Here is a 19,175-nt window from a genome sequence, read left to right on the forward strand (position 1 = left end):
GGGAGCCGGGCTTGCCCGCGATGGCGTCAGTCCAGGCACTACATAACTATCAGAACAACACCTTCGCCACATCCGCAAAGCGCTTGGCAAAGTGCACCGTCATCCCTTCCTTCAGGTACTCCGGCAGTTCCTCAAAACTTCCGCGGTTAGGCTCCGGCAAGATCAGCTCGTGAATCTTCTGGCGCCGCGCCGCAATCACCTTCTCGCGTACCCCGCCAATCGGCAGCACATGCCCGGTCAACGTCAGCTCACCGGTCATCGCCACGCCTTTTTTCGGCGGCTGGTTACGCGCCAGGGACAGCAGCGCACTGGCCATGGTCACGCCCGCGCTCGGGCCATCTTTGGGCGTGGCACCTTCCGGCACGTGCAGGTGTACGAAGGCTTCATCGAAGAACTTCGGGTCACCGCCAAACGACTTCAGGTTCGAGCTGATGTAGCTGTAGGCAATCTCGGCCGATTCCTTCATCACGTCACCCAGTTGCCCGGTGAGCTTGAAGCCACGGTTGAGGGTGTGAATGCGCGTCGCCTCGATCGGCAGGGTCGCGCCGCCCATGCTGGTCCACGCCAGGCCGGTGATCACACCGGTGCCCGACAGCACTTGCTCGTTACGGAACACCGGCATGCCCAGGGAGGCTTCCAGGTCCTTGTTGCCGATCTTGATCACCGAGTCCGGCTCATCCAGCAGCTTGACCACCGCCTTGCGCACCAGTTTGCCCAACTGTTTTTCCAGCTGACGCACACCGGCTTCCCGGGCGTAGCCATCGATCAGCGCGCGCAGTGCACCGTCGCTGATGGACAGGCTGTTTTTCGACACACCGGCTTTTTCCAGCTGCTTTGGCCACAGGTGGCGCTTGGCAATCGCGACCTTTTCTTCGGTGATGTAGCCCGACAGGCGAATCACTTCCATCCGGTCCAGCAATGGGCCGGGGATCGAGTCCAGGGTGTTGGCGGTGCACACGAACAGCACTTTGGACAGGTCCAGGCGCAGGTCCAGGTAGTGGTCGAGGAATTCGACGTTCTGTTCCGGGTCGAGGGTTTCGAGCAGGGCCGAGGCCGGGTCGCCCTGGTAGCTCTGGCCCATCTTGTCGATCTCGTCGAGCATGATCACCGGGTTCATCACTTCCACATCTTTGAGGGCTTGTACCAGCTTGCCCGGCATCGCGCCGATGTAGGTGCGGCGATGGCCCTTGATCTCGGCCTCGTCACGCATGCCGCCGACGCTGAAGCGGTAGAACGGCCGGCCCAGGGATTCGGCAATCGATTTGCCGACACTGGTCTTGCCCACACCCGGCGGCCCCACCAGCAACACGATGGAACCGGCGACTTCACCTTTGTAGGCACCCACCGCGAGGAATTCGAGGATGCGACTCTTGATGTCGTCCAGTCCGGCGTGGTGCTTGTCGAGCACTTTGCGGGCGTGCTTGAGGTCGAGTTTGTCCTCGCCATACACACCCCACGGCACCGAGGTGGCCCAGTCCAGGTAGTTGCGGGTGACCGCGTACTCCGGCGACCCGGTTTCCAGGATCGACAGCTTGTTCATTTCCTCGCTGATGCGTTTTTGCGCTTGGGTCGGCAGTACCTTGTCCACCAAGCGTTGTTCGAACTGCTCGACGTCGGCGCTGCGATCGTCCTTGGTCAGCCCCAGCTCTTGCTGGATGACCTTGAGTTGTTCCTTGAGGAAGAACTCGCGCTGGTGCTCACCGATCTTGCGGTTCACTTCGGCGGAGATTTCTTTTTGCAGGCGCGCGACTTCGACCTCCTTGCGCAGCATCGGCAAGACTTTCTCCATGCGCTTGAGCATGGGCACGCAGTCCAGCACTTGCTGCAGTTCATTGCCGGTGGCCGAGGTGAGGGCGGCGGCGAAGTCGGTCAGCGGCGACGGATCGTTGGGGCTGAAGCGGTTGAGGTAGTTCTTCAGCTCTTCGCTGTACAGCGGGTTGAGCGGCAGCAGTTCCTTGATCGCATTGATCAGCGCCATGCCGTAGGCCTTGACCTCATCGGTCGGCTGGGTCGGCTGGTGCGGGTATTCGACTTCCACCAGGTAAGGCGGGCGGTGGTGCTTGAGCCAGGTCTTGATCCGCACGCGGGTCAGGCCCTGGGCGACAAATTGCAGCTTGCCGTTTTCGCGGCTGGCGTGATGCACCTTCACCAGGGTGCCGTACAGCGGCAGGCTGGAGGTGTCGAAGTGGCGCGGATCTTCGGGCGGGGTTTCCATGAAGAACAGGGCCAGGGAGTGGTGGTCGGATTTGCTCACCAGCTCCAGGGTTTCGGCCCACGGCTCTTCATTGACGATCACCGGCAACACTTGCGCCGGGAAGAAAGGCCGATTGTGGATCGGGATGATGTAGACCTTGTCGGGCAGGTTTTGCCCTGGCAGGGCCAGGCCAGTGTTGGCGGAAGTGTGTTCAGCGTTTTCCGGGTCGGCGTAGTCGTTGAGGTCTATGTCCGGGAATTCTTGCTGGTCGCTCATGGGGCACCTGCATAAGGAAGTATGCAGGTTAGATGGGGCAGGTCGGCCGTGGTTTCAATGGGTGGGGTGAGATAGCAACATATTGCACAATATTTTCAAAAGCGCCGCTGAACAAATGTGGGAGCGGGCTTGCTCGCGAATGCGCTCTGTCAGTCAATGCATCTGTGCCTGATGCGCCGCAGTGGCGAGCAAGCCCGCTCCCACATTTTCGATTGCATTTCGTCAGCTGAGTTTGTGCAAGTAGGCCGGTAAAGGCTGTTCGGGTAGCACCGACAGCACCTTCAAACGCTGCAACATCCGCTGCCGGGCCCGTTGCAGGTGCTCGCGCAGGTTCAGCGCGGCGGCGTCGAAGGCGCCATGCAGCAACAGCTCCAGGATCAGCCGGTGCTCGGCCAGCATCGCCGGATCGGCACCAATCCCCAGCAGGCGGTAGAAAATCCGGCTGATGATCATCGGGCTCTGACCCTGGCGAATCAACGCGGCGATCTTGCGGTTTTGCAGGCCCGCCAGGCAGTGTTGGTGCAGGTCTTCCTCGATTTGCTCGATTTCCTCCAGGCTGCAGTGGGCGCTCTCTTGCGCATCAAGCACCCGCTGCAACATGGCTTGCAGCAGGTCGCGGTCGAGGTTCGGCGCGCTTTGGCGCAGGGCTTCCGGCTCCAGGCAGGCGCGCAGTTCGTAATCTTCGGTGACTTCCCGGGCGGTCAGTGGCCCGGCCAGCCATTGGGAATAGGGTTCTTTTTCCACCAAGCCACGGTCCCGCAGGCGCATCAGCGCTTCACGCACCACCGCGCGGCTGACGTTGTAGTGCTCGGCGGCGGCCTGTTCATCGAGGCGGTAATGCCCGAAGGCGATGCAGGTCGAGAGCGCTGCGCCGATTTCCTCGACGATCCGCTCCCCCAGTGGCCGAGTGTCCACCAGCTCATCTTCACCGTTGAGGCCCAGGTGCGCATGGCTCAGGGGCAGCCGCAGCGGCTCCATGTCCAGGCCGTCGGGGTTGATCAGGTAACCCCGGCCATCGAAGCGGCAGATCAACCCTTCGTCATGCAACAGGTTCAGGGCTTTGCGCACCGGCACCCGGCTGGTGCCGAACAGCTCGGCCAGCGGCGCTTCCAGCAACACCAGGCCATGGCGGGCGGTGCCGTAGGTGATGGCGTCGCGCAAAACCTGATGAATCATCGCGTAACGGGAAGCCGAGGCTGACACTGCTTTCATCGGGTTCTCTGGAGCTAACGGGTCGGTGGCCGGGGATTCTCTCATAGTTGCGCCTGTCACTCTGCGCCACGTCGGTGGCACTTTTTTGGGGCCTTAAGAGGGGGGTTGTTACCTTTCTGCACCAAAATGTACTTATTAATAAAAGATACATTATTTCATTGTGGGCGAGGATTAGAACTCAGCCGATATTTCTTTTGATGTCTGAAACCCATCTAGCCCGTGTATCTGCTCGAAGCTGTCGAATTCGCCCAAAAAGGTGTCCACAAGACTGGCACGAAAGCTGCCTTTGTAAAATGTACATTTTATTAATATGTACGTTTTAGAAGGTCATTCCCATGTCAGACGCCACTTCACTGGCCGAGGATTTTGCCAGCGGCCGCAGCGACCCGGTGCAGGCCCTCGAACAGGCACTTACTCACGCGAGCCAAGTCCCCAGCGTATTCATCTCCCTGACTGCCGAGCGCGCCCGCCGTGAGGCGGAAGCGTCCGCTGCCCGTTGGCGTGCCGGCCAGCCGTTGAGCGTGTTCGACGGTGTGCCCCTGGCCTGGAAAGATCTGTTTGATGTGGCTGGCAGCATTACCACGGCGGGCGCGGCCTATCGCAGCCACGCGCCAGCCGCCTTGCTGGATGCGCCGAGCGTAGGCCTGTTGTGCCGCGCCGGCATGGTCAGCGTGGGCAAGACCAACCTCAGCGAGCTGGCGTATTCCGGCCTGGGCCTGAACCCGCATTTCGGCACGCCGCACAACCCGAGCAGCGTCGACCAACCGCGGATTCCCGGCGGCTCATCGTCCGGTTCAGCCGTCGCCGTGGCGGCCGGTATCGTACCGATCGCCATGGGCACCGACACTGCGGGCTCCATCCGTATTCCCGCTGCGCTGAATGGCGTGGTGGGGTACCGCAGCAGTTGCCGGCGCTACAGCCGCGACGGCGTTTTCCCGCTGGCTCACACCCTCGACAGCCTCGGCCCGCTGACTCGCAGCGTGCGCGATGCGTTGGCCATCGACGACCTGCTCAATGGTCGCGACCAGCGCCCGCCACGCCAGCCCCGTAGCCTCAACGGCCAGCGGTTCTGGGTCGAGCAAAGTGTGCTGGAAGACGCACGGGTTGAATCTGCGGTGCGCGACAACCTGCAACGTTGTGTGGACCGATTGAAGGCAGACGGCGCGCTGATTGACGTGCGCCCCTCGAAGACTTTCCAGGCCACCCTGGATCTGATCCAGCACCAAGGCTGGCTTGGCGCTTTCGAAGCCTTCGCCCTCCACGAAGCCCTGCTCGACAGCCCTGATGCCGAGCAACTCGACCCCCGGGTACGCCGTCGCCTTGAAGCCGCCCGTACGCTGCCGGCCAGCCAACTGCTGGCGCTGTACGACGCCCGTCGCCGCCTGCAACAGCAGCTTGTCGACGAACTCGACGGCGCGATCCTCATCACCCCCACCGTGGCCCATGTGGCCCCGGCCCTGGCGCCGCTGGAAGCCGACGACCAACTGTTCGTCAGCACCAACCTCGCCACGCTGCGCCTGACCATGCCCGGCAGCCTGCTGGACATGCCCGGCGTCAGCCTGCCCAGCGGCCGCGATGCCCTGGGCCTGCCCACGGGTTTGCTGCTCAGCGCCCCCAGCGGCGAAGACGCGCGCCTGCTTCGGGCCGCGCTGTCAGTCGAAACCGCACTCACTTTTTAAGGAGACACATCATGGCTAAAGACATCCTCTGTGCATTTGGCGTCGACGTCGACGCGGTCGCGGGCTGGCTCGGTTCCTATGGCGGCGAAGACTCCCCGGACGACATTTCCCGTGGCCTGTTCGCCGGTGAAATCGGTGCGCCACGCCTGCTCAAATTGTTCGAGCGCTATGGCCTGCGTACCACCTGGTTTATCCCCGGCCACTCGATGGAAACTTTCCCCGAGCAAATGAAGGCGGTGGCCGACGCCGGCCACGAAATCGGTGTGCACGGCTACAGCCACGAAAACCCGATTGCGATGACCGCCGAGCAGGAAGAAATTGTCCTCGACAAGTCCATCGAGCTGATCACCCAGGTCACCGGCAAACGCCCCACCGGCTACGTCGCGCCGTGGTGGGAATTCAGCAAGGTCACCAACGAACTGCTGCTGAAAAAAGGCATCAAGTACGACCACAGTCTGATGCACAACGACTTCCATCCGTACTACGTGCGCAAGGGCGACAGCTGGACCAAGATCGACTACAGCCAGCACCCCGACACCTGGATGAAACCCCTGGTACGCGGCGAAGAAACCGACCTGGTGGAGATCCCGGCCAACTGGTACCTCGACGACCTGCCGCCGATGATGTTCATCAAGAAAGCCCCCAACAGCCACGGCTTCGTCAACCCGCGTCACCTGGAAGAAATGTGGCGCGACCAGTTCGACTGGGTCTACCGCGAGCACGAACACGCGGTGTTCACCATGACCATCCACCCCGACGTTTCCGGCCGCCCGCAAGTGCTGCTGATGCTTGAGCGGCTGATCGAACATATCCAGAGCCATGCCGGCGTGCGCTTCGTCACCTTCGACGAAATCGCCGATGACTTTATCCGCCGCCAACCGCGGACCTGACACCTGTACCTAAACCCTGGCCAACCTCCCGAGGCGCGATTCATGTCTATCTACAACAAGCTTGATCTGACTGGCTGGAAACCCCGGCAACTGACGCCCAAGGAAGTGCGTTTCGCCACCTGGATCGCGTTTTTCGCCTGGGTGTTTGCGGTGTATGACTTCATTCTTTTCGGCACCTTGCTGCCGGAAATCGGGCGGCACTTTAATTGGGGTGAAGTGGAGCAAGCGGAGATAGCGACATGGGTGGCGGTAGGCACCGCCGTGGTTGCGCTGGCCATCGGTCCGATCGTTGACAAGCTGGGCCGGCGCAAAGGGATTATTTTCACCGTCGCCGGTTCGGCAATCTGTTCGGCACTGACCGCCATTGGCGGCGCGTGGGGCAAGTCTTCGCTGATCCTGATCCGTTCGCTGGGTGGCCTGGGTTATGCCGAGGAAACCGTCAACGCCACTTACCTGAGCGAACTGTACGCCGCCTCGGATGATCCGAAACTGGCCAAGCGTCGCGGTTTTATCTACAGCCTGGTGCAGGGCGGCTGGCCGGTGGGCGCGTTGATCGCGGCAGGTTTGACCGCGCTGTTGCTGCCGGTGATTGGTTGGCAGGGTTGCTTTGTGTTTGCGGCGATCCCGGCGATTGTGATTGCGGTCATGGCGCGCAAGCTCAAGGAAAGCCCGCAGTTCCAGATTCACCAGCGCATCAGCGAGCTGCGCAAAAGCGGCTCGGTGAAAGAAGCGCAAAACGTCGCCGTGACCTACGGCGTGGACTATGACGAACACAGCAAGGCCGGCCTCAAGGCTGCCTTCCGTGGTCCGGCCCGCCGTGCAACCTTGGTGATTGGTGCGGCGTTGTTGCTCAACTGGGCCGCCATTCAGGTGTTCAGCGTGTTGGGTACGTCGGTGATTGTCAGCGTGCACCACATCTCGTTCGAGAACTCGCTGATCATCCTCGTGCTGTCGAACCTGGTGGGTTACTGCGGCTACCTCAGCCACGGCTGGATGGGCGACAAGATCGGTCGTCGCAACGTCATCGGCCTGGGCTGGATGCTCGGCGGGCTGTCGTTTGCCGGGATGCTGTTTGGCCCAAGCAACATGGCGATGGTGGTCGGGCTCTACAGCCTGGGCCTGTTCTTCCTGATCGGGCCGTACTCGGCAGCACTGTTTTTCATCAGCGAAAGTTTTCCCACCAGCATCCGGGCCACCGGCGGCGCGATCATCCATGCCATGGGGCCCATTGGTGCAGTGGTTGCCGGGTTTGGCGCGACCCAAGTGTTGTCGGCCGGCAGTGACTGGCAGACCGCTGCGCTGTGGTTCGGCGCGCTGCCGTGCTTCCTGTCCGGTGCGTTGATGTTTGCCGCGCGCCATGTGCGTCCGGAAACCGTCCAGTAAGGAGTCAGTTGATGAGTCGTAAAGTTGCATTGATTACCGGTGCCGCCAGCGGCATCGGCCAGGCCCTCGCGGTGGCGTATGCCCGCAGCGGCGTGGCGGTGGTGGGCGGGTATTACCCGGCTGATCCCCATGACCCGCATCACACGGTTGCGCTGGTGGAAGAGGCCGGCGGTGAATGCCTGATGTTGCCATTGGACGTGGGCGATACCGCGTCGGTGGATAACCTGGCTGCGCAGGCGGTCCAGCACTTCGGTCGCCTCGATTACGCGGTGGCCAACGCAGGATTGTTGCGCCGTGCGCCACTGCTGGAGATGACTGACGCGCTGTGGAACGAGATGCTCAACGTCGACTTGACCGGAGTGATGCGCACCTTCCGGGCGGCGACCCGGCACATGCATGAAGGCGGCGCGCTGGTGGCGATTTCGTCGATTGCCGGTGGCGTGTATGGCTGGCAGGAGCACGCGCACTATGCGGCGGCCAAGGCAGGTGTGCCGGGGTTGTGTCGGTCGCTGGCGGTGGAATTGGCGCCGTTGGGGATTCGTTGCAATGCGGTGATTCCGGGGTTGATCGAGACGCCCCAGTCGCTGGACGCGAAGAACTCACTGGGGCCGGAAGGGCTGGCGAAAGCGGCGCGGGCGATTCCGCTGGGCCGGGTAGGGCGGGCGGATGAAGTCGCGTCTCTGGTGCGGTTTTTGACCAGTGAAGAATCGAGCTACCTGACCGGGCAGAGCATCGTGATTGATGGTGGCTTGACCGTGCGCTGGCCGGATTGATGCGGTTTCAAGTCTGATGCAATTCAAATGTGGGAGCTGGCTTGCCTGCGATGCATACAACTCGGTCCTTCAGATAAATCGAGGTGATGCCATCGCAGGCAAGCCAGCTCCCACAGGTAACACTCGACCCGTAGAGGAATAACAATGCCCCAACTCGCTAACCGCCGCGCCGTGATCACCGGTGCCGGCAGCGGCATCGGCGCCGCCATCGCCCGTGCCTACGCCGTCGAAGGTGCGCGCCTGCTACTGGCCGACCGCGACGCCGCCACCCTCGCCGAAACCGCCATCACTTGCCGTAACCTCGGCGCCGAGGTCCTCGAATGCGTGGCCGATGTCGGCACCGTCGACGGCGCCCAGGCCAGCGTCGATGCCTGTGTCACCCACTACGGTGGCATCGATATCCTGGTCAACAACGCCGGCATGCTGACCCAGGCCCGGTGCGTCGACCTCACCCTCGACATGTGGAACGACATGCTGAGGGTCGACCTCACCAGCGTGTTCGTCGCCAGCCAGCGCGCCTTGCCCCACATGATCGCCCAGCGCTGGGGCCGGATCATCAATGTCGCCTCGCAACTGGGGATCAAGGGCGGTGCCGAGTTGACGCACTATGCAGCGGCAAAGGCCGGCGTGATCGGCTTCACTAAATCCCTGGCCCTGGAAGTGGCCAAGGACAACGTCCTGGTCAACGCCATCGCGCCCGGGCCGATTGAGACGCCATTGGTAGGCGGCATCAGCGACACCTGGAAACGCGCCAAGGCCGCCGAGCTGCCGCTGGGCCGTTTCGGCTTGGCGGACGAAGTGGCGCCCACCGCTGTGTTATTGGCCAGCGAGCCGGGCGGCAATCTGTTCGTCGGCCAGACCCTGGGCCCGAACTCCGGCGATGTCATGCCATGAGCGGGCACTAAGCATGTGTGGACTTTGCGGCCTGCTGGGCGAAGACCTGCACTGGAGCGATCCCCTGGGGGATGAGTTGCCGCGCCGCCGCGAACGCCTGCGCCGCATCGCGGCGATCAACCAGGTGCTGGCGGTGTTCCGGCTCAAGGTCGAAGACTTCCAGGGCGCGTCCTATCTGCTGCTGGGCGCCACCGGCAAACAGGAGCTGGCCAGCGGCCTGGATCAGCTGTGGCGGGCGGCAGAGACCATGCTCGGTCGGCCGTTGGACCCGTTGGACCCGCGACTGCTGGATCATCTGGAGCAACAGCCATGAGCATCGCCCTCAACGTCATCACCGGCTTCCTCGGCAGCGGCAAGACCACCTTGCTCAAGCGCCTGCTGCAAGGCGAAAGCCTCGGCGACACGGCGTTGCTGATCAATGAATTCGGCGACGTCGGCATTGACCATCTGCTGGTGGAAGAAGTGGCCCCGGACACGGTGCTGCTGCCCAGCGGTTGCGTCTGCTGTTCGATTCGCGGCGAGTTGAAAGACGCCTTGCTCGGCCTGTTGCAGCGTCGTGAGCGGGGCGAGATTCCGGCCTTCAAACGGGTGATCCTGGAAACCACCGGCCTGGCCGACCCGGCGCCGATTCTCGCCACCTTGAATAACGACGTGCAACTGCGCGGGCGTTTTCATATCGGGCTGGTGGTGACGCTGGTGGACGCCAGCCACGCCGCCTTGCAAGAGCGCCTGCACCCGGAATGGCTGGCGCAAGTGGCCGCCGCCGATCGCCTGCTGTTGAGCAAGACCGACCTCGTCGAAGACTGCGGCCCGTTGCGCACGCACTTGCAGGCACTGAACGCCGGTACGCCGATCCTCAATACCTGTGACATCGACAGCGGCGATCAACTGCTACTTGGCGAAGGCCTGCGCAGCGCCGAACCCGCTGCCGAAGTCAGCCGCTGGAAACTCCATCAAACCACCGCCGCCAATCACGGCGCCGCACAAGTCTGCTGCCTGACCTTCGATCAGCCGCTGGATTGGGTCGGTTTCGGGGTCTGGTTATCGATGCTGTTAAGATGCCACGGCGAACGTATTCTTCGCGTCAAAGGACTGCTCAACGTGAACGCCAGTAACGCTCCCATCGTCATTCATGGCGTGCAGCATTGCCTGCATGCCCCGGTTCACCTGCCTGCCTGGCCGGGGACCGATCGGCAATCACGCCTGGTGTTTATCCTGCGCGGTCTCGACCCGGCATTGCTGCGTCGCTCCTTTGAAGTGTTCTCCAGAAGGTTCGCCGCATGATCACGCTTCGCGTCCTCGGTACCTCGGTGACCTTGCTCGAATGCCTGCGTGTGCGAGCTGAAAAAGAGCTGGGCATTCGCCTGGTGTACCAGGTACACGATGTGGAGCAGGCCCAGCGCATCGCGGTGATGCAGCCGGACAGCTACGACCTCTACGACCAGTGGTTTCACAACGTCGATTTCGTGTGGCCGGCCCGGGCGATCCAGCCGATCGACACCCGGCGCATTGCGCTGTGGCATGAGATCAACGACCTGCCCAAGCGCGGACGTTTGTCCGCCAACGACCGCCTGGGCAGCGGCAGTGTGCCCAGCGAGCGCCTCTTCGTGCAGCACGATGGCAGCCTCGGCAGCACCGTGACCGAACGCATCAGCATGTTGCCCCTGACCCACAACGCCGACAGTTTCGCCTACCGCCCCGAGCGCTTGCCCGAAGGGTTCAACCGCGCCAATGAGAGCTGGGGCTGGCTGCTCGACCCGGCCTGGGGTGCACGCACCGCGCTGCAGAGTGACGCCGCCATCGGTGCCCTCGACGCGGCGCTGGCCGTGCAAGGCGCGGGGCTCGCGAGCTTCAAGGACATCGGCAACATGAGCATCGAAGAGATCGATGTGCTGGCGGATATCCTTGTACGCAAGCAGAAGGAAGGGCACTTCGCGGCGTTCTGGTCGGATGACGAAGAGGCGGCGCAATTGATGCTCAGCCCGAGCATCGACATCCAGAGTTTGTGGTCACCGACCCTGATGCGCCTGCACCGGGCCGGGGTCAAATACCGCTTGGCGGTACCCCGTGAAGGTTATCGCGCCTGGTTCGGCGGGTTGTCGTTGTCGCGCCATGCCAAGGGCCCGGTCCTGGATGCGGCCTATGCCTACCTCAACTGGTGGCTGTCCGGCTGGCCAGGTGCGGTGATGGCGCGCCAGGGGTATTACATCGGCAACCCGGCCCGCAGCCGTGATCACCTGAGCAGCGCCGAGTGGGATTACTGGTACGCCGGTCTGCCCGCGCGGGAAGAGCTGTTGGGCAGCGATGGCTTGCCGTTGATTGATGTGGGCGAAGTGCGCGACGGGGGCTCCTATGAGCAGCGCATGGGGCACATCGCGGTGTGGAACTCGGTGATGGACGAGCACAACTACCTGGTGCGGCGCTGGGGGGATTTCATGCGGGCGCGTAGCTGAGGCAGAGGCTTGTCGCCAATTTAATGACACCCAAGTTCCCGTATTTATTGGATGCACTTCTTCCCTTGCGCAGCTAGTCTGGATAATTCGAATGTCCTTTTAAAAAGGACGTTTATTTGACGCCGGTTCAGCTGTCGCGAGGGACGCGTATGACGAAGGGACATTTCGGCTGGAGGGGACAGGCGCTGCCAGAGGGCAACAAAATGAGGTGGCGCCATACATTTCAAACCCGGATCGCCGGGGTGCTGGCGCTGCTGTTACTGGTGGTGGTGGCTGCGGTGTACTTCGCCGTGAAGACCGCGACCAATAGCGCCGTGGAAAACCAGGCCCAGGTGCAATTGGAAACCGGCAGCCAGGTGTTCGAGCGCTTGCTCGACCTGCGTGGCCGGCGTCTGCAATACGGTTTGAACTGGCTCACGGCAGACCTGCCCTTCCGCCAGTCTGTCGCCGATGGCGAGCCCGCCGAGATTCTCGCTGCCCTGCGCCGGCATGGCACCGGCCTGACGTCCAGTGAAGTGTTTGTGCTGGGCCTCGACGGCAAGGTGATGGTCAGCACGTTACAGGCGTTGACCCCCGGGCAGGCCTTTCCCTACAACGACGCCTTGCGCCAGGCCCGGCGCAGCGGCCTGCAAATGTTGATCGTGGCCCTGGATGGCCGGCCTTTTCTGCTGGTGCAGCAGGAAGTCGTCGACCCCACACCGATTGCCCTTGTTGTCATGGGCTTGCCTATGGACGAAATCTTTGCCAGTGAATTGCGCTCCATGAGCAACCTGGAAGTGTCGTTCCTCAGTGTGCAGCACGGCCAGCCTGGCGAATTGTTCAGCACTCAGCCCGAGGCATTCCAGACATCAATTACCAGCGACTTGCAGGCTCCGTACATCAATCCTGAGGCGCAACTGAACCTGTTTCACGGCCAGCGTTATCTCAGCCAGGTGTTGCCTTTGGGCAACACCGCAGAGGGCGGTGAGGTGCGGGTGCTGCTGCAAAGTCCTCTGGACCACGCCCTTGAATCCTTCGCGCCGCTGGACCGGCAATTTCTCGCGATCGCCCTGGTGGTGCTGCTGGTGTCGTTGGCGGGCGCTTTGTTTTTGGCGCGGAGAGTTTCGCGTCCACTCAATGCGCTGGTGCAGGCGGCCGAGCGTATCGGTGCCGGCGACTACCGGACGCCGGTGCGGGTGCGCAGCCATGATGAGTTCGGCCTGTTGGCCGAGGCCTTCAACGCCATGCAAACCGGGATCGCGGTGCGCGAGCGGCAACTGGCCCACAACGCGCTGCACGACCCGCTTACCGGCCTGCCCAACCGGGCGCTGGCCATGGAACGCCTCGGCAGTGCCATCAGCGCCGGTCGGCCCGTGGTGTTGCTGTATCTGGGGATTGAGAACTACCGCGTGATTAACGAAGGCTACGGCCCGGAAGGCGTGGAAGAAATGCTCCGCGAAGCCAGCCGCTGCCTGCTGTCGAGCCTCTCGGCCAGTGACACCGCTGCGCGCATCACCGGCAGCGAGTTTTTGCTGTTGCTGGAAAACACCGAGATTGACCGCGTCGTGGCCCTGGCTGACCGCTTGTATGGGCTGCTGACCGAGCCCCAGCGCATTGGCGGTGATGAACTGCGCCATGAAGTGAGCATCGGCATCGCCGCGTACCCGGCCGACGGCCAGCAGGTTGAAGAGCTGATCAGCCGCGCCGCCATTGCCCGTCACGATGCGGCAGCGTTCCCGGGTTATTTACAGATTTACCAACAGGACCGCGACCTCGCTCACCAACGGCAGATCAGCCTGATCCGTGACCTGCGCCGGGCGCCGGCGGAGGGCGAGTTGTACCTGTGTTATCAGCCCAAGCTCGACTTGCACCATGGGCATGTGAGCCAGGCCGAAGCGCTGTTGCGCTGGCAACATCCGACCCTCGGGCTGGTATCGCCCGCCGAGTTCATTCCCTTGGCCGAGCGCACCGGCAGCATGGGCAACCTTACCCACTGGGTGATCGAAGAAGCCATTCGTCAATTGGCCGAGTGGGAGGTGCGCGGGTTGCAGGTGCAGTTGTCGGTGAACATCTCGGTGGATGACCTGGCCGATGACAGCCTGGCCCTGCGGGTGACCGAGCTGTTGGCGCACTACGGCGTATCGGCCCGACGATTGATCTTCGAAATCACCGAAAGCGCGATCATGCACAACCCGGTTCAGGCCCTCAGCGTGCTGGAGCAACTGCGCGGTTGTGGCATCAGCCTGTCGGTGGACGACTTCGGCACCGGCTATTCATCCCTGGCGCAACTGCAACGCCTGCCGGTGCAGGAGCTGAAGATCGATCAGTCATTCATACGCAATCTCGACAGTACCTCCGGCGACGGCGTGATCGTGCGCTCGACCATCGAAATGAGTCACAACCTGGGGCTCAAGGTGGTGGCTGAAGGCGTGGAGTTCGAGCCCAGCCTCAAGCTGCTCAAGCTCTGGAAGTGCGACACGGCCCAAGGCTATTTGATCAGCCGGCCCTTGAACGCCATGGCTTTCGAAATGTGGATGCGCCGCGAACGTGTGCCGGTGTGAAACGCACAAAAAAAGGCGGCTACCCATAAGGTAGCCGCCTTGTTATTACCACCGGTGTTACTTAATCCGGCAGTTTAAACGCCATCACATAGTCGCCCTGCTTGGTGCCCAGGGAACCATGACCGCCGGCCATGACCAGCACGTACTGCTTGCCGTCCTTGCCCGTGTAGGTCATCGGTGTGGTTTGCGCGCCTGCTGGCAGGCGGCCTTCCCACAGTTGCTTGCCGTTTTTCACGTCATAGGCACGCAGGTACTGGTCAAGGGTACCGCTGAGGAAGGACACGCCACCGGCAGTGGTGAAGGTCCCGCCCAGGCTTGGTACGCCCATGGTCAGTGGAATCGGAACCGGCGAGCTGTCACGCACGGTGCCGTTCTTGTGCATCCAGATGGTCTGGTGGTTGGTCAGGTCGACCGCGGCCACATAACCCCACGCCGGCGCCTGGCACGGCAGGCCCAGTGGCGACAGCATGGCTTCGAGGATCACGCCGTACGGCGCGCCTTTGTTCGGCTGCACGCCTTCGGTTTCGCTGACCCGTGGGCCTTGCTTGGCGATGTCGGCGGCCGGGATCAGTTTCGATTTGAACGCCATGTAGCTCGGGTTCACGAAGGCAATCTGGCGCACCGGGTCGACGGAAATGCCGCCCCAGTCGAACACGCCAAAGTTACCCGGGTAAACGATCGAGCCTTGCAGCGATGGCGGGGTGAACGGACCGTCGTAGCGCATGGATTTGAAGTCAATCCGGCACAGCATCTGGTCGAACGGCGTCACGCCCCACATGTCACGCTCCTTGAGGGGCGGTGGCATGAAGTTCAGGTCGGATTTCGGTTGGGTCGGTGCGGTGTGATCGCCGGCCACTGCGCCTTGCGGTACAGGGATTTCATTGATCGGCACCACGGGCTGACCGTTGGTGCGGTCCAGGGTGTAGATGCTGCCTTGCTTGGTCGACGCCATTACCGCTTTTTTCACGCCGTCAGCGGTCTTGATGTCGATCAGCGAAGGCTGGCCGCCCACGTCCATGTCCCACAGATCATGGTGAGTGAACTGGAAGGTCCATTTCACGTGGCCGCTATCGATGTCCAGGGCAGTCAGGCCGGCGCTGTACTTCTCGGAATCCGGAGTCCGGTCGCCGCCGTACTGGTCGGGCATCTGGTTACCCATCGGCAGGTAGAGCATGCCGAGTTTTTCGTCCACCGCGAACATCGACCACATGTTTGGCGAGTTGCGGGTGTAGGTCTTGCCCTCGGCCAACGGGGTAGTGTCGTCCGGGTTGCCGCTGTCCCAGTTCCACACCAGCTTGCCGGTGTGCACGTCGAACGCGCGGATCACGCCGCTAGGCTCGTCGGTGGAGACGTTGTCGGTCACGTGACCGCCGATCACTACCAGGTTCTTGGTAACAGCCGGTGGCGAGGTGGAGTAGTAACCGCCTGGGGCGAAGGTGCCGATGTTGGCACGCAGGTCGACCTGGCCCTTGTCACCGAAGTCTTCGCACATCTTGCCGGTGTCGGCGTTCAGGGCGATCAGACGGGTGTCGGCGGTAGGTACGAAGATGCGTTTCGGGCAAGCATTCGGCGCGGCGGCCGGGCTGGCGCTGCCAGTCGGGCTCTGCTCGGAGGCATACACGGCATCATCGTGATACGACACGCCGCGGCAGGTCATGTGCGCCCAACCTTTGAAGTTTGCAGCGCCTTCGGTGCTGATCTTCGGGTCGAAACGCCAGATTTCCTTGCCGGTGTCTGGATCCAGGGCAATGACCTGGCTGTGAGGCGTGCACACGTAGAGCATGCCGTTGACTTTCAGCGGGGTGTTTTCCGCGGTGGTTTCACCGGGATCGCCTGGGCCAGGGATGTCGCCAGTACGGAACGTCCAGGCTGGCACCAGCTTGTGGGCGTTTTCCGGAGTGATCTGCGCGAGTGGCGAGTAACGATCACCGAAGGCCGAGCGGCCATAGGAGTTCCAGTCACCATCGGCCTGAGCTGGCGCGGCGCTGGCCATGCCTGGCACCGCATCGCGGTCCAGTTGGCCTTTCTTGACCATGGCCCCCGGGTCGGTGAATTGGCTGGCCAAGGCGGCGGCACCGGCCAGTACGACGGCGACGCTCAGGGCGCCAGTGCCTAGCGGCGAGGCTTGGCCACGCAGCAATGGACGGCGGAACCACGGGAGCAGCATGACGATGCCGAGGGCGAACAGCAGGGCCAGGCGCGGCACCAACTGCCACCAGTCCAGGCCGACTTCCCACAGCGCCCAGACGGTGCTGGCAAACAGCACCAGTGCGTACAAGCCCAGCGCCGCGCGGCGTGTTGCCAGCAGCAACAGACCGGTGACGGTGATGCCGAGACCGGCCAGCAGGTAATACAGCGACCCGCCGAGCATGCTCAGCTTGATCCCCCCGGCCAACAAGGCCAGGCCCATTATCAGCAGCAAGATCCCCAGCAGCCTGGGCAGCAGGCGACTTGGACTTGAAGCACCATCAGTGCTCATAGTGTGGTTCTCCGTTACGTTTTGAATTGGTTGCGCACAGTTCACTGTAGATGACGTTCCGGCGCAGGCATGGTTCAGGGCAAATTAGGTTTATTCAGAAATCAGAAGGAACTTTGCAGCTTGATCCCGCCAATCAGCGCGTCATCTACCTGGGCAACGGCCCCGGGGTGACGGATGTATTGCAGGTTCGGGCGTATCGTCAGCCAGTTGGTGACGTGCACGCCGTAATAGAGTTCGGCGCTGTATTCGGTGTGTTGCAGGGGCAGGTAGGCCGGGTCATCGAAGTCGAAGACGGCGCGGGCCTGGTTGGTCGCCTCGGCGTTTTTGCGATAGGCCGGGTTGACGTGCACCCGGGCGACGGCAAAGCCGATATCGTCCTTGGCGCGGGCATCGAACAGGCCCTTGTAGACCACTCCCGCCTGCACGTAGTTATCCACAGCGTTGGTTTTCTTGTCGTGCATCGTGCCGTTGGCGAACACGCTCAAGCCTCGCGAATGGTCGCTGGCCAGGCTGGTGACTTGCTGCTGCACCCCCAGCCACACCCCGTGTTTGCTGGAGGCGCTGCGATAGGCTTCGCCGCTGAGGGCTGCCGGCTGGTCGTTGCGGTCTTTATAGACGTCGCTGGCTTTGGCGCTGCTGTAGTAGTAACCGGCGCGGTATTCGCCGGGCAGACCGTTCAGGGTGGGCGTCCACACCAGTTCCACCGGGAGCAGGGTTCCTTGGGTGCCGCTGCCACTGAGCTTGAAGCCATTGCCGCGATCCAGGTTGGACGGATTCTGTTCATAGGCGCCGACCTGAGCGTACAACTCAGGCGTCAGGTGATACTTGATCCGCAACGCCCACTGGCTCACCGGCCAGTTGTACCAGATGCTGCCCACCCAGTTGCCGACCTGGGAGCCGCAGAACGCGAGGTTCTGGAAGTCGCAGGGGAAGCTGTTGAAGTCTTCGCCTTCGCCAAAACGCCCGGCCTTGATGTCGAGTTTCTGGTCGAAGAACTTCTGCTGATACCACATCTGCGTCAGGCGCCAGGTCTGGCCACGGCCCCAGACTTCCTGGGACGAGGTGAACCCGCCCACACGCTGATCGTTAACGCGGTCGTTAGTGATGTTGTTGCCGCTGCGCTCGGTCACCGTCAACTGGAACTCCGCGTCGTGCCAGCCGAGGATCTTCTGCAAATCCAGGTGCGTACCCAGGCCGAACTGATCGCTGTAGCGCGCGGTGCGGTCGTGGTCTGAGCCGCCGTGCAGGTTACTGCCCATCTCGCCGGTGTAGTCGAACTTGAAGTCGTAGCCTTGTTGAGACAGCGCTGTCCGAGTGCCGCCGAAATCGCCCAGCATCCACGGTGATTCAGCGTCAAAGGCAGGGCCGGCCTGGGCACAGTTGAACAGGCCGAACGGTAGCAGCGCAGCGCACAGGCGCAGGTTTGAGAAAGCAGGCATAGGCAAAATGGAGTCTTAATATTTATGGTTTTGAAACGCCAACAGCGGCCTGGCGCGTTCGCGCAAAGGCGTTGAACACGGGCGGTCGATGGTCTGATGGAATGATGAAACGTTTCACTTTGTTACTGACAAGGATAAAGCGCTGGCGAGGGGAGAGAAAGGGCTAAACGGAAGATGGATTCTTTCGGATTTGGTAATAGTGGGTTGGGTCGTCGGATTTGGTAGCAAACTGTTCATTGGTTTGCGTTTGAAGGCGTGGTTTTCTGCGTCACCAAAATGGATGGAGGGGCGACATGGACGGCGACGACATGGTGGGTGAGGCAGAGGCCGTAACGGCCCGGGAATTAGTCATTATTCTTGGCCAGTATCACAGTGCAATTGCGAGACTCGGCTCCGGCATCATCAGCCTGGCCGGCGTGCTCAGACGTAGTGAAGACGCCGATGTAAAACAGGCAGCAGATGAAGCATGGGCGAAGCTGAATGAGTTTATCGACTGCATGGAGGGTGTAGCTGATGGATTGAATGCTTTGACCCAGAAGAAGGAGGCCGGAAATGGCGAATGACCTCAAAGATAATGTGAGCTATCTTCGCCAGGAGTACCGTCAAGGTTCGTCATCAGGCTGCGACCGCAAAGGCGGCGCAGGCGGTGGGGGCAACGGAGGAGAAAACGATTTGGAAAAGCGTATTTCGCAAGTTGAGGCAAGGCTGGAGCGCGTCGAGACGAAGCTGGATGGCATGCAAGAGCACATGACTACCAAGTCCGATCTGATGCAGACCAAAATCGACCTGCTTGAAGCGACCTCTAGATTGGATCTTTCAATCGCCCATTTCAGAACGGATATGCAATCGTTGGAAACCCGGCTGTTGAAATGGTTTGTCGGAACGGCTGGAGCCTTGTCTGCCATCGCATTTGGCGTCGCCCGACTTGTCCACTGACGCCTTCCATTCGAAGCCCGGCTCCCT

Annotated in this window: 15 protein-coding genes; 11 read left to right on the forward strand and 4 right to left on the reverse strand. The window is 62.0% G+C overall.

Annotated features, from left to right (window positions below; all coding sequences use genetic code 11):
• Window positions 1-49: 49 nt before the first annotated feature.
• Complete coding sequence (gene lon / locus K0H47_RS26615) at window positions 50-2,470, reverse strand: endopeptidase La (protein WP_063033041.1); 2,421 nt, start codon at window positions 2,468-2,470, stop codon at window positions 50-52.
• A 222-nt stretch (window positions 2,471-2,692) separates the two neighbouring features.
• On the reverse strand, window positions 2,693-3,682 hold the full coding sequence (locus tag K0H47_RS26620) for a GntR family transcriptional regulator (protein WP_219273886.1): 990 nt from the start codon (window positions 3,680-3,682) through the stop codon (window positions 2,693-2,695).
• A 335-nt stretch (window positions 3,683-4,017) separates the two neighbouring features.
• Here K0H47_RS26620 and K0H47_RS26625 point away from each other — a divergent pair, with 335 nt between their 5' ends.
• From K0H47_RS26625 to K0H47_RS26665, 9 genes are all read left to right on the forward strand, one after another.
• The gene (locus tag K0H47_RS26625) at window positions 4,018-5,361 is read left to right on the forward strand and encodes an amidase (RefSeq protein ID WP_219273887.1); all 1,344 of its coding nucleotides are present in this window, start codon (window positions 4,018-4,020) and stop codon (window positions 5,359-5,361) included.
• A gap of 11 nt (window positions 5,362-5,372) precedes the next feature.
• Window positions 5,373-6,251: a polysaccharide deacetylase gene (locus K0H47_RS26630; protein WP_003234086.1), complete on the forward strand. Its 879-nt coding sequence runs from the start codon at window positions 5,373-5,375 to the stop codon at window positions 6,249-6,251.
• 42 nt (window positions 6,252-6,293) lie between these two features.
• The gene (locus K0H47_RS26635; protein ID WP_063033039.1) at window positions 6,294-7,634 is read left to right on the forward strand and encodes an MFS transporter; all 1,341 of its coding nucleotides are present in this window, start codon (window positions 6,294-6,296) and stop codon (window positions 7,632-7,634) included.
• An 11-nt stretch (window positions 7,635-7,645) separates the two neighbouring features.
• Entirely contained in the window at window positions 7,646-8,407 is a 762-nt protein-coding gene (locus K0H47_RS26640; RefSeq protein WP_017476085.1) for an SDR family NAD(P)-dependent oxidoreductase, read from the forward strand.
• A 144-nt stretch (window positions 8,408-8,551) separates the two neighbouring features.
• Complete coding sequence (locus K0H47_RS26645) at window positions 8,552-9,301, forward strand: SDR family NAD(P)-dependent oxidoreductase (RefSeq protein WP_008438505.1); 750 nt, start codon at window positions 8,552-8,554, stop codon at window positions 9,299-9,301.
• 13 nt (window positions 9,302-9,314) lie between these two features.
• The gene (locus tag K0H47_RS26650; protein WP_017476087.1) at window positions 9,315-9,614 is read left to right on the forward strand and encodes a hypothetical protein; all 300 of its coding nucleotides are present in this window, start codon (window positions 9,315-9,317) and stop codon (window positions 9,612-9,614) included.
• Complete coding sequence (locus K0H47_RS26655; RefSeq protein WP_093201511.1) at window positions 9,611-10,585, forward strand: GTP-binding protein; 975 nt, start codon at window positions 9,611-9,613, stop codon at window positions 10,583-10,585. Before K0H47_RS26650 ends, K0H47_RS26655 begins: the two co-directional genes overlap by 4 nt.
• Window positions 10,582-11,754: a PotD/PotF family extracellular solute-binding protein gene (locus tag K0H47_RS26660; protein ID WP_219273888.1), complete on the forward strand. Its 1,173-nt coding sequence runs from the start codon at window positions 10,582-10,584 to the stop codon at window positions 11,752-11,754. Before K0H47_RS26655 ends, K0H47_RS26660 begins: the two co-directional genes overlap by 4 nt.
• Before the next feature lie 203 nt (window positions 11,755-11,957).
• Window positions 11,958-14,294, forward strand: coding sequence for a bifunctional diguanylate cyclase/phosphodiesterase (locus tag K0H47_RS26665; protein ID WP_177070792.1), 2,337 nt, complete (start codon window positions 11,958-11,960; stop codon window positions 14,292-14,294).
• A 61-nt stretch (window positions 14,295-14,355) separates the two neighbouring features.
• On the opposite strand, the gene K0H47_RS26670 is transcribed toward K0H47_RS26665, so the two are convergent.
• Window positions 14,356-16,773 (reverse strand): glucose/quinate/shikimate family membrane-bound PQQ-dependent dehydrogenase, encoded by a 2,418-nt coding sequence (locus tag K0H47_RS26670; protein WP_201141044.1) that lies wholly within the window; start codon window positions 16,771-16,773, stop codon window positions 14,356-14,358.
• A 101-nt stretch (window positions 16,774-16,874) separates the two neighbouring features.
• On the reverse strand, window positions 16,875-18,212 hold the full coding sequence (locus tag K0H47_RS26675; RefSeq protein ID WP_093201502.1) for a carbohydrate porin: 1,338 nt from the start codon (window positions 18,210-18,212) through the stop codon (window positions 16,875-16,877).
• Between the two features lie 293 nt (window positions 18,213-18,505).
• On the opposite strand from K0H47_RS26675, the gene K0H47_RS26680 reads away from it, so the two are divergent.
• Both K0H47_RS26680 and K0H47_RS26685 read left to right on the forward strand, forming a co-directional pair.
• Entirely contained in the window at window positions 18,506-18,775 is a 270-nt protein-coding gene (locus K0H47_RS26680) for a hypothetical protein (RefSeq protein ID WP_017476093.1), read from the forward strand.
• The gene (locus K0H47_RS26685; RefSeq protein WP_219273889.1) at window positions 18,765-19,148 is read left to right on the forward strand and encodes a hypothetical protein; all 384 of its coding nucleotides are present in this window, start codon (window positions 18,765-18,767) and stop codon (window positions 19,146-19,148) included. Before K0H47_RS26680 ends, K0H47_RS26685 begins: the two co-directional genes overlap by 11 nt.
• The last annotated feature ends 27 nt before the right edge of the window (window positions 19,149-19,175 follow it).

Origin of the sequence: Pseudomonas sp. Xaverov 83, from assembly GCF_019352905.1 — a bacterium.
Taxonomy (GTDB): Bacteria; Pseudomonadota; Gammaproteobacteria; order Pseudomonadales; family Pseudomonadaceae; genus Aquipseudomonas; species Aquipseudomonas yamanorum.

Bases quoted from the DNA above. Each gene is read 5' to 3' on its own strand.
- K0H47_RS26630 (WP_003234086.1), top strand. From the start codon at position 5,373: ATGGCTAAAGACATCCTCTGTGCATTTGGCGTCGACGTCGACGCGGTC.
- K0H47_RS26625 (WP_219273887.1), top strand. From the start codon at position 4,018: ATGTCAGACGCCACTTCACTGGCCGAGGATTTTGCCAGCGGCCGCAGC.
- K0H47_RS26675 (WP_093201502.1), bottom strand. From the start codon at position 18,212: ATGCCTGCTTTCTCAAACCTGCGCCTGTGCGCTGCGCTGCTACCGTTC.
- K0H47_RS26680 (WP_017476093.1), top strand. From the start codon at position 18,506: ATGGACGGCGACGACATGGTGGGTGAGGCAGAGGCCGTAACGGCCCGG.
- K0H47_RS26635 (WP_063033039.1), top strand. From the start codon at position 6,294: ATGTCTATCTACAACAAGCTTGATCTGACTGGCTGGAAACCCCGGCAA.
- K0H47_RS26670 (WP_201141044.1), bottom strand. From the start codon at position 16,773: ATGAGCACTGATGGTGCTTCAAGTCCAAGTCGCCTGCTGCCCAGGCTG.
- K0H47_RS26655 (WP_093201511.1), top strand. From the start codon at position 9,611: ATGAGCATCGCCCTCAACGTCATCACCGGCTTCCTCGGCAGCGGCAAG.
- K0H47_RS26660 (WP_219273888.1), top strand. From the start codon at position 10,582: ATGATCACGCTTCGCGTCCTCGGTACCTCGGTGACCTTGCTCGAATGC.
- K0H47_RS26620 (WP_219273886.1), bottom strand. From the start codon at position 3,682: ATGAAAGCAGTGTCAGCCTCGGCTTCCCGTTACGCGATGATTCATCAG.
- K0H47_RS26650 (WP_017476087.1), top strand. From the start codon at position 9,315: ATGTGTGGACTTTGCGGCCTGCTGGGCGAAGACCTGCACTGGAGCGAT.
- K0H47_RS26665 (WP_177070792.1), top strand. From the start codon at position 11,958: ATGAGGTGGCGCCATACATTTCAAACCCGGATCGCCGGGGTGCTGGCG.
- K0H47_RS26685 (WP_219273889.1), top strand. From the start codon at position 18,765: ATGGCGAATGACCTCAAAGATAATGTGAGCTATCTTCGCCAGGAGTAC.
- lon (WP_063033041.1), bottom strand. From the start codon at position 2,470: ATGAGCGACCAGCAAGAATTCCCGGACATAGACCTCAACGACTACGCC.
- K0H47_RS26645 (WP_008438505.1), top strand. From the start codon at position 8,552: ATGCCCCAACTCGCTAACCGCCGCGCCGTGATCACCGGTGCCGGCAGC.
- K0H47_RS26640 (WP_017476085.1), top strand. From the start codon at position 7,646: ATGAGTCGTAAAGTTGCATTGATTACCGGTGCCGCCAGCGGCATCGGC.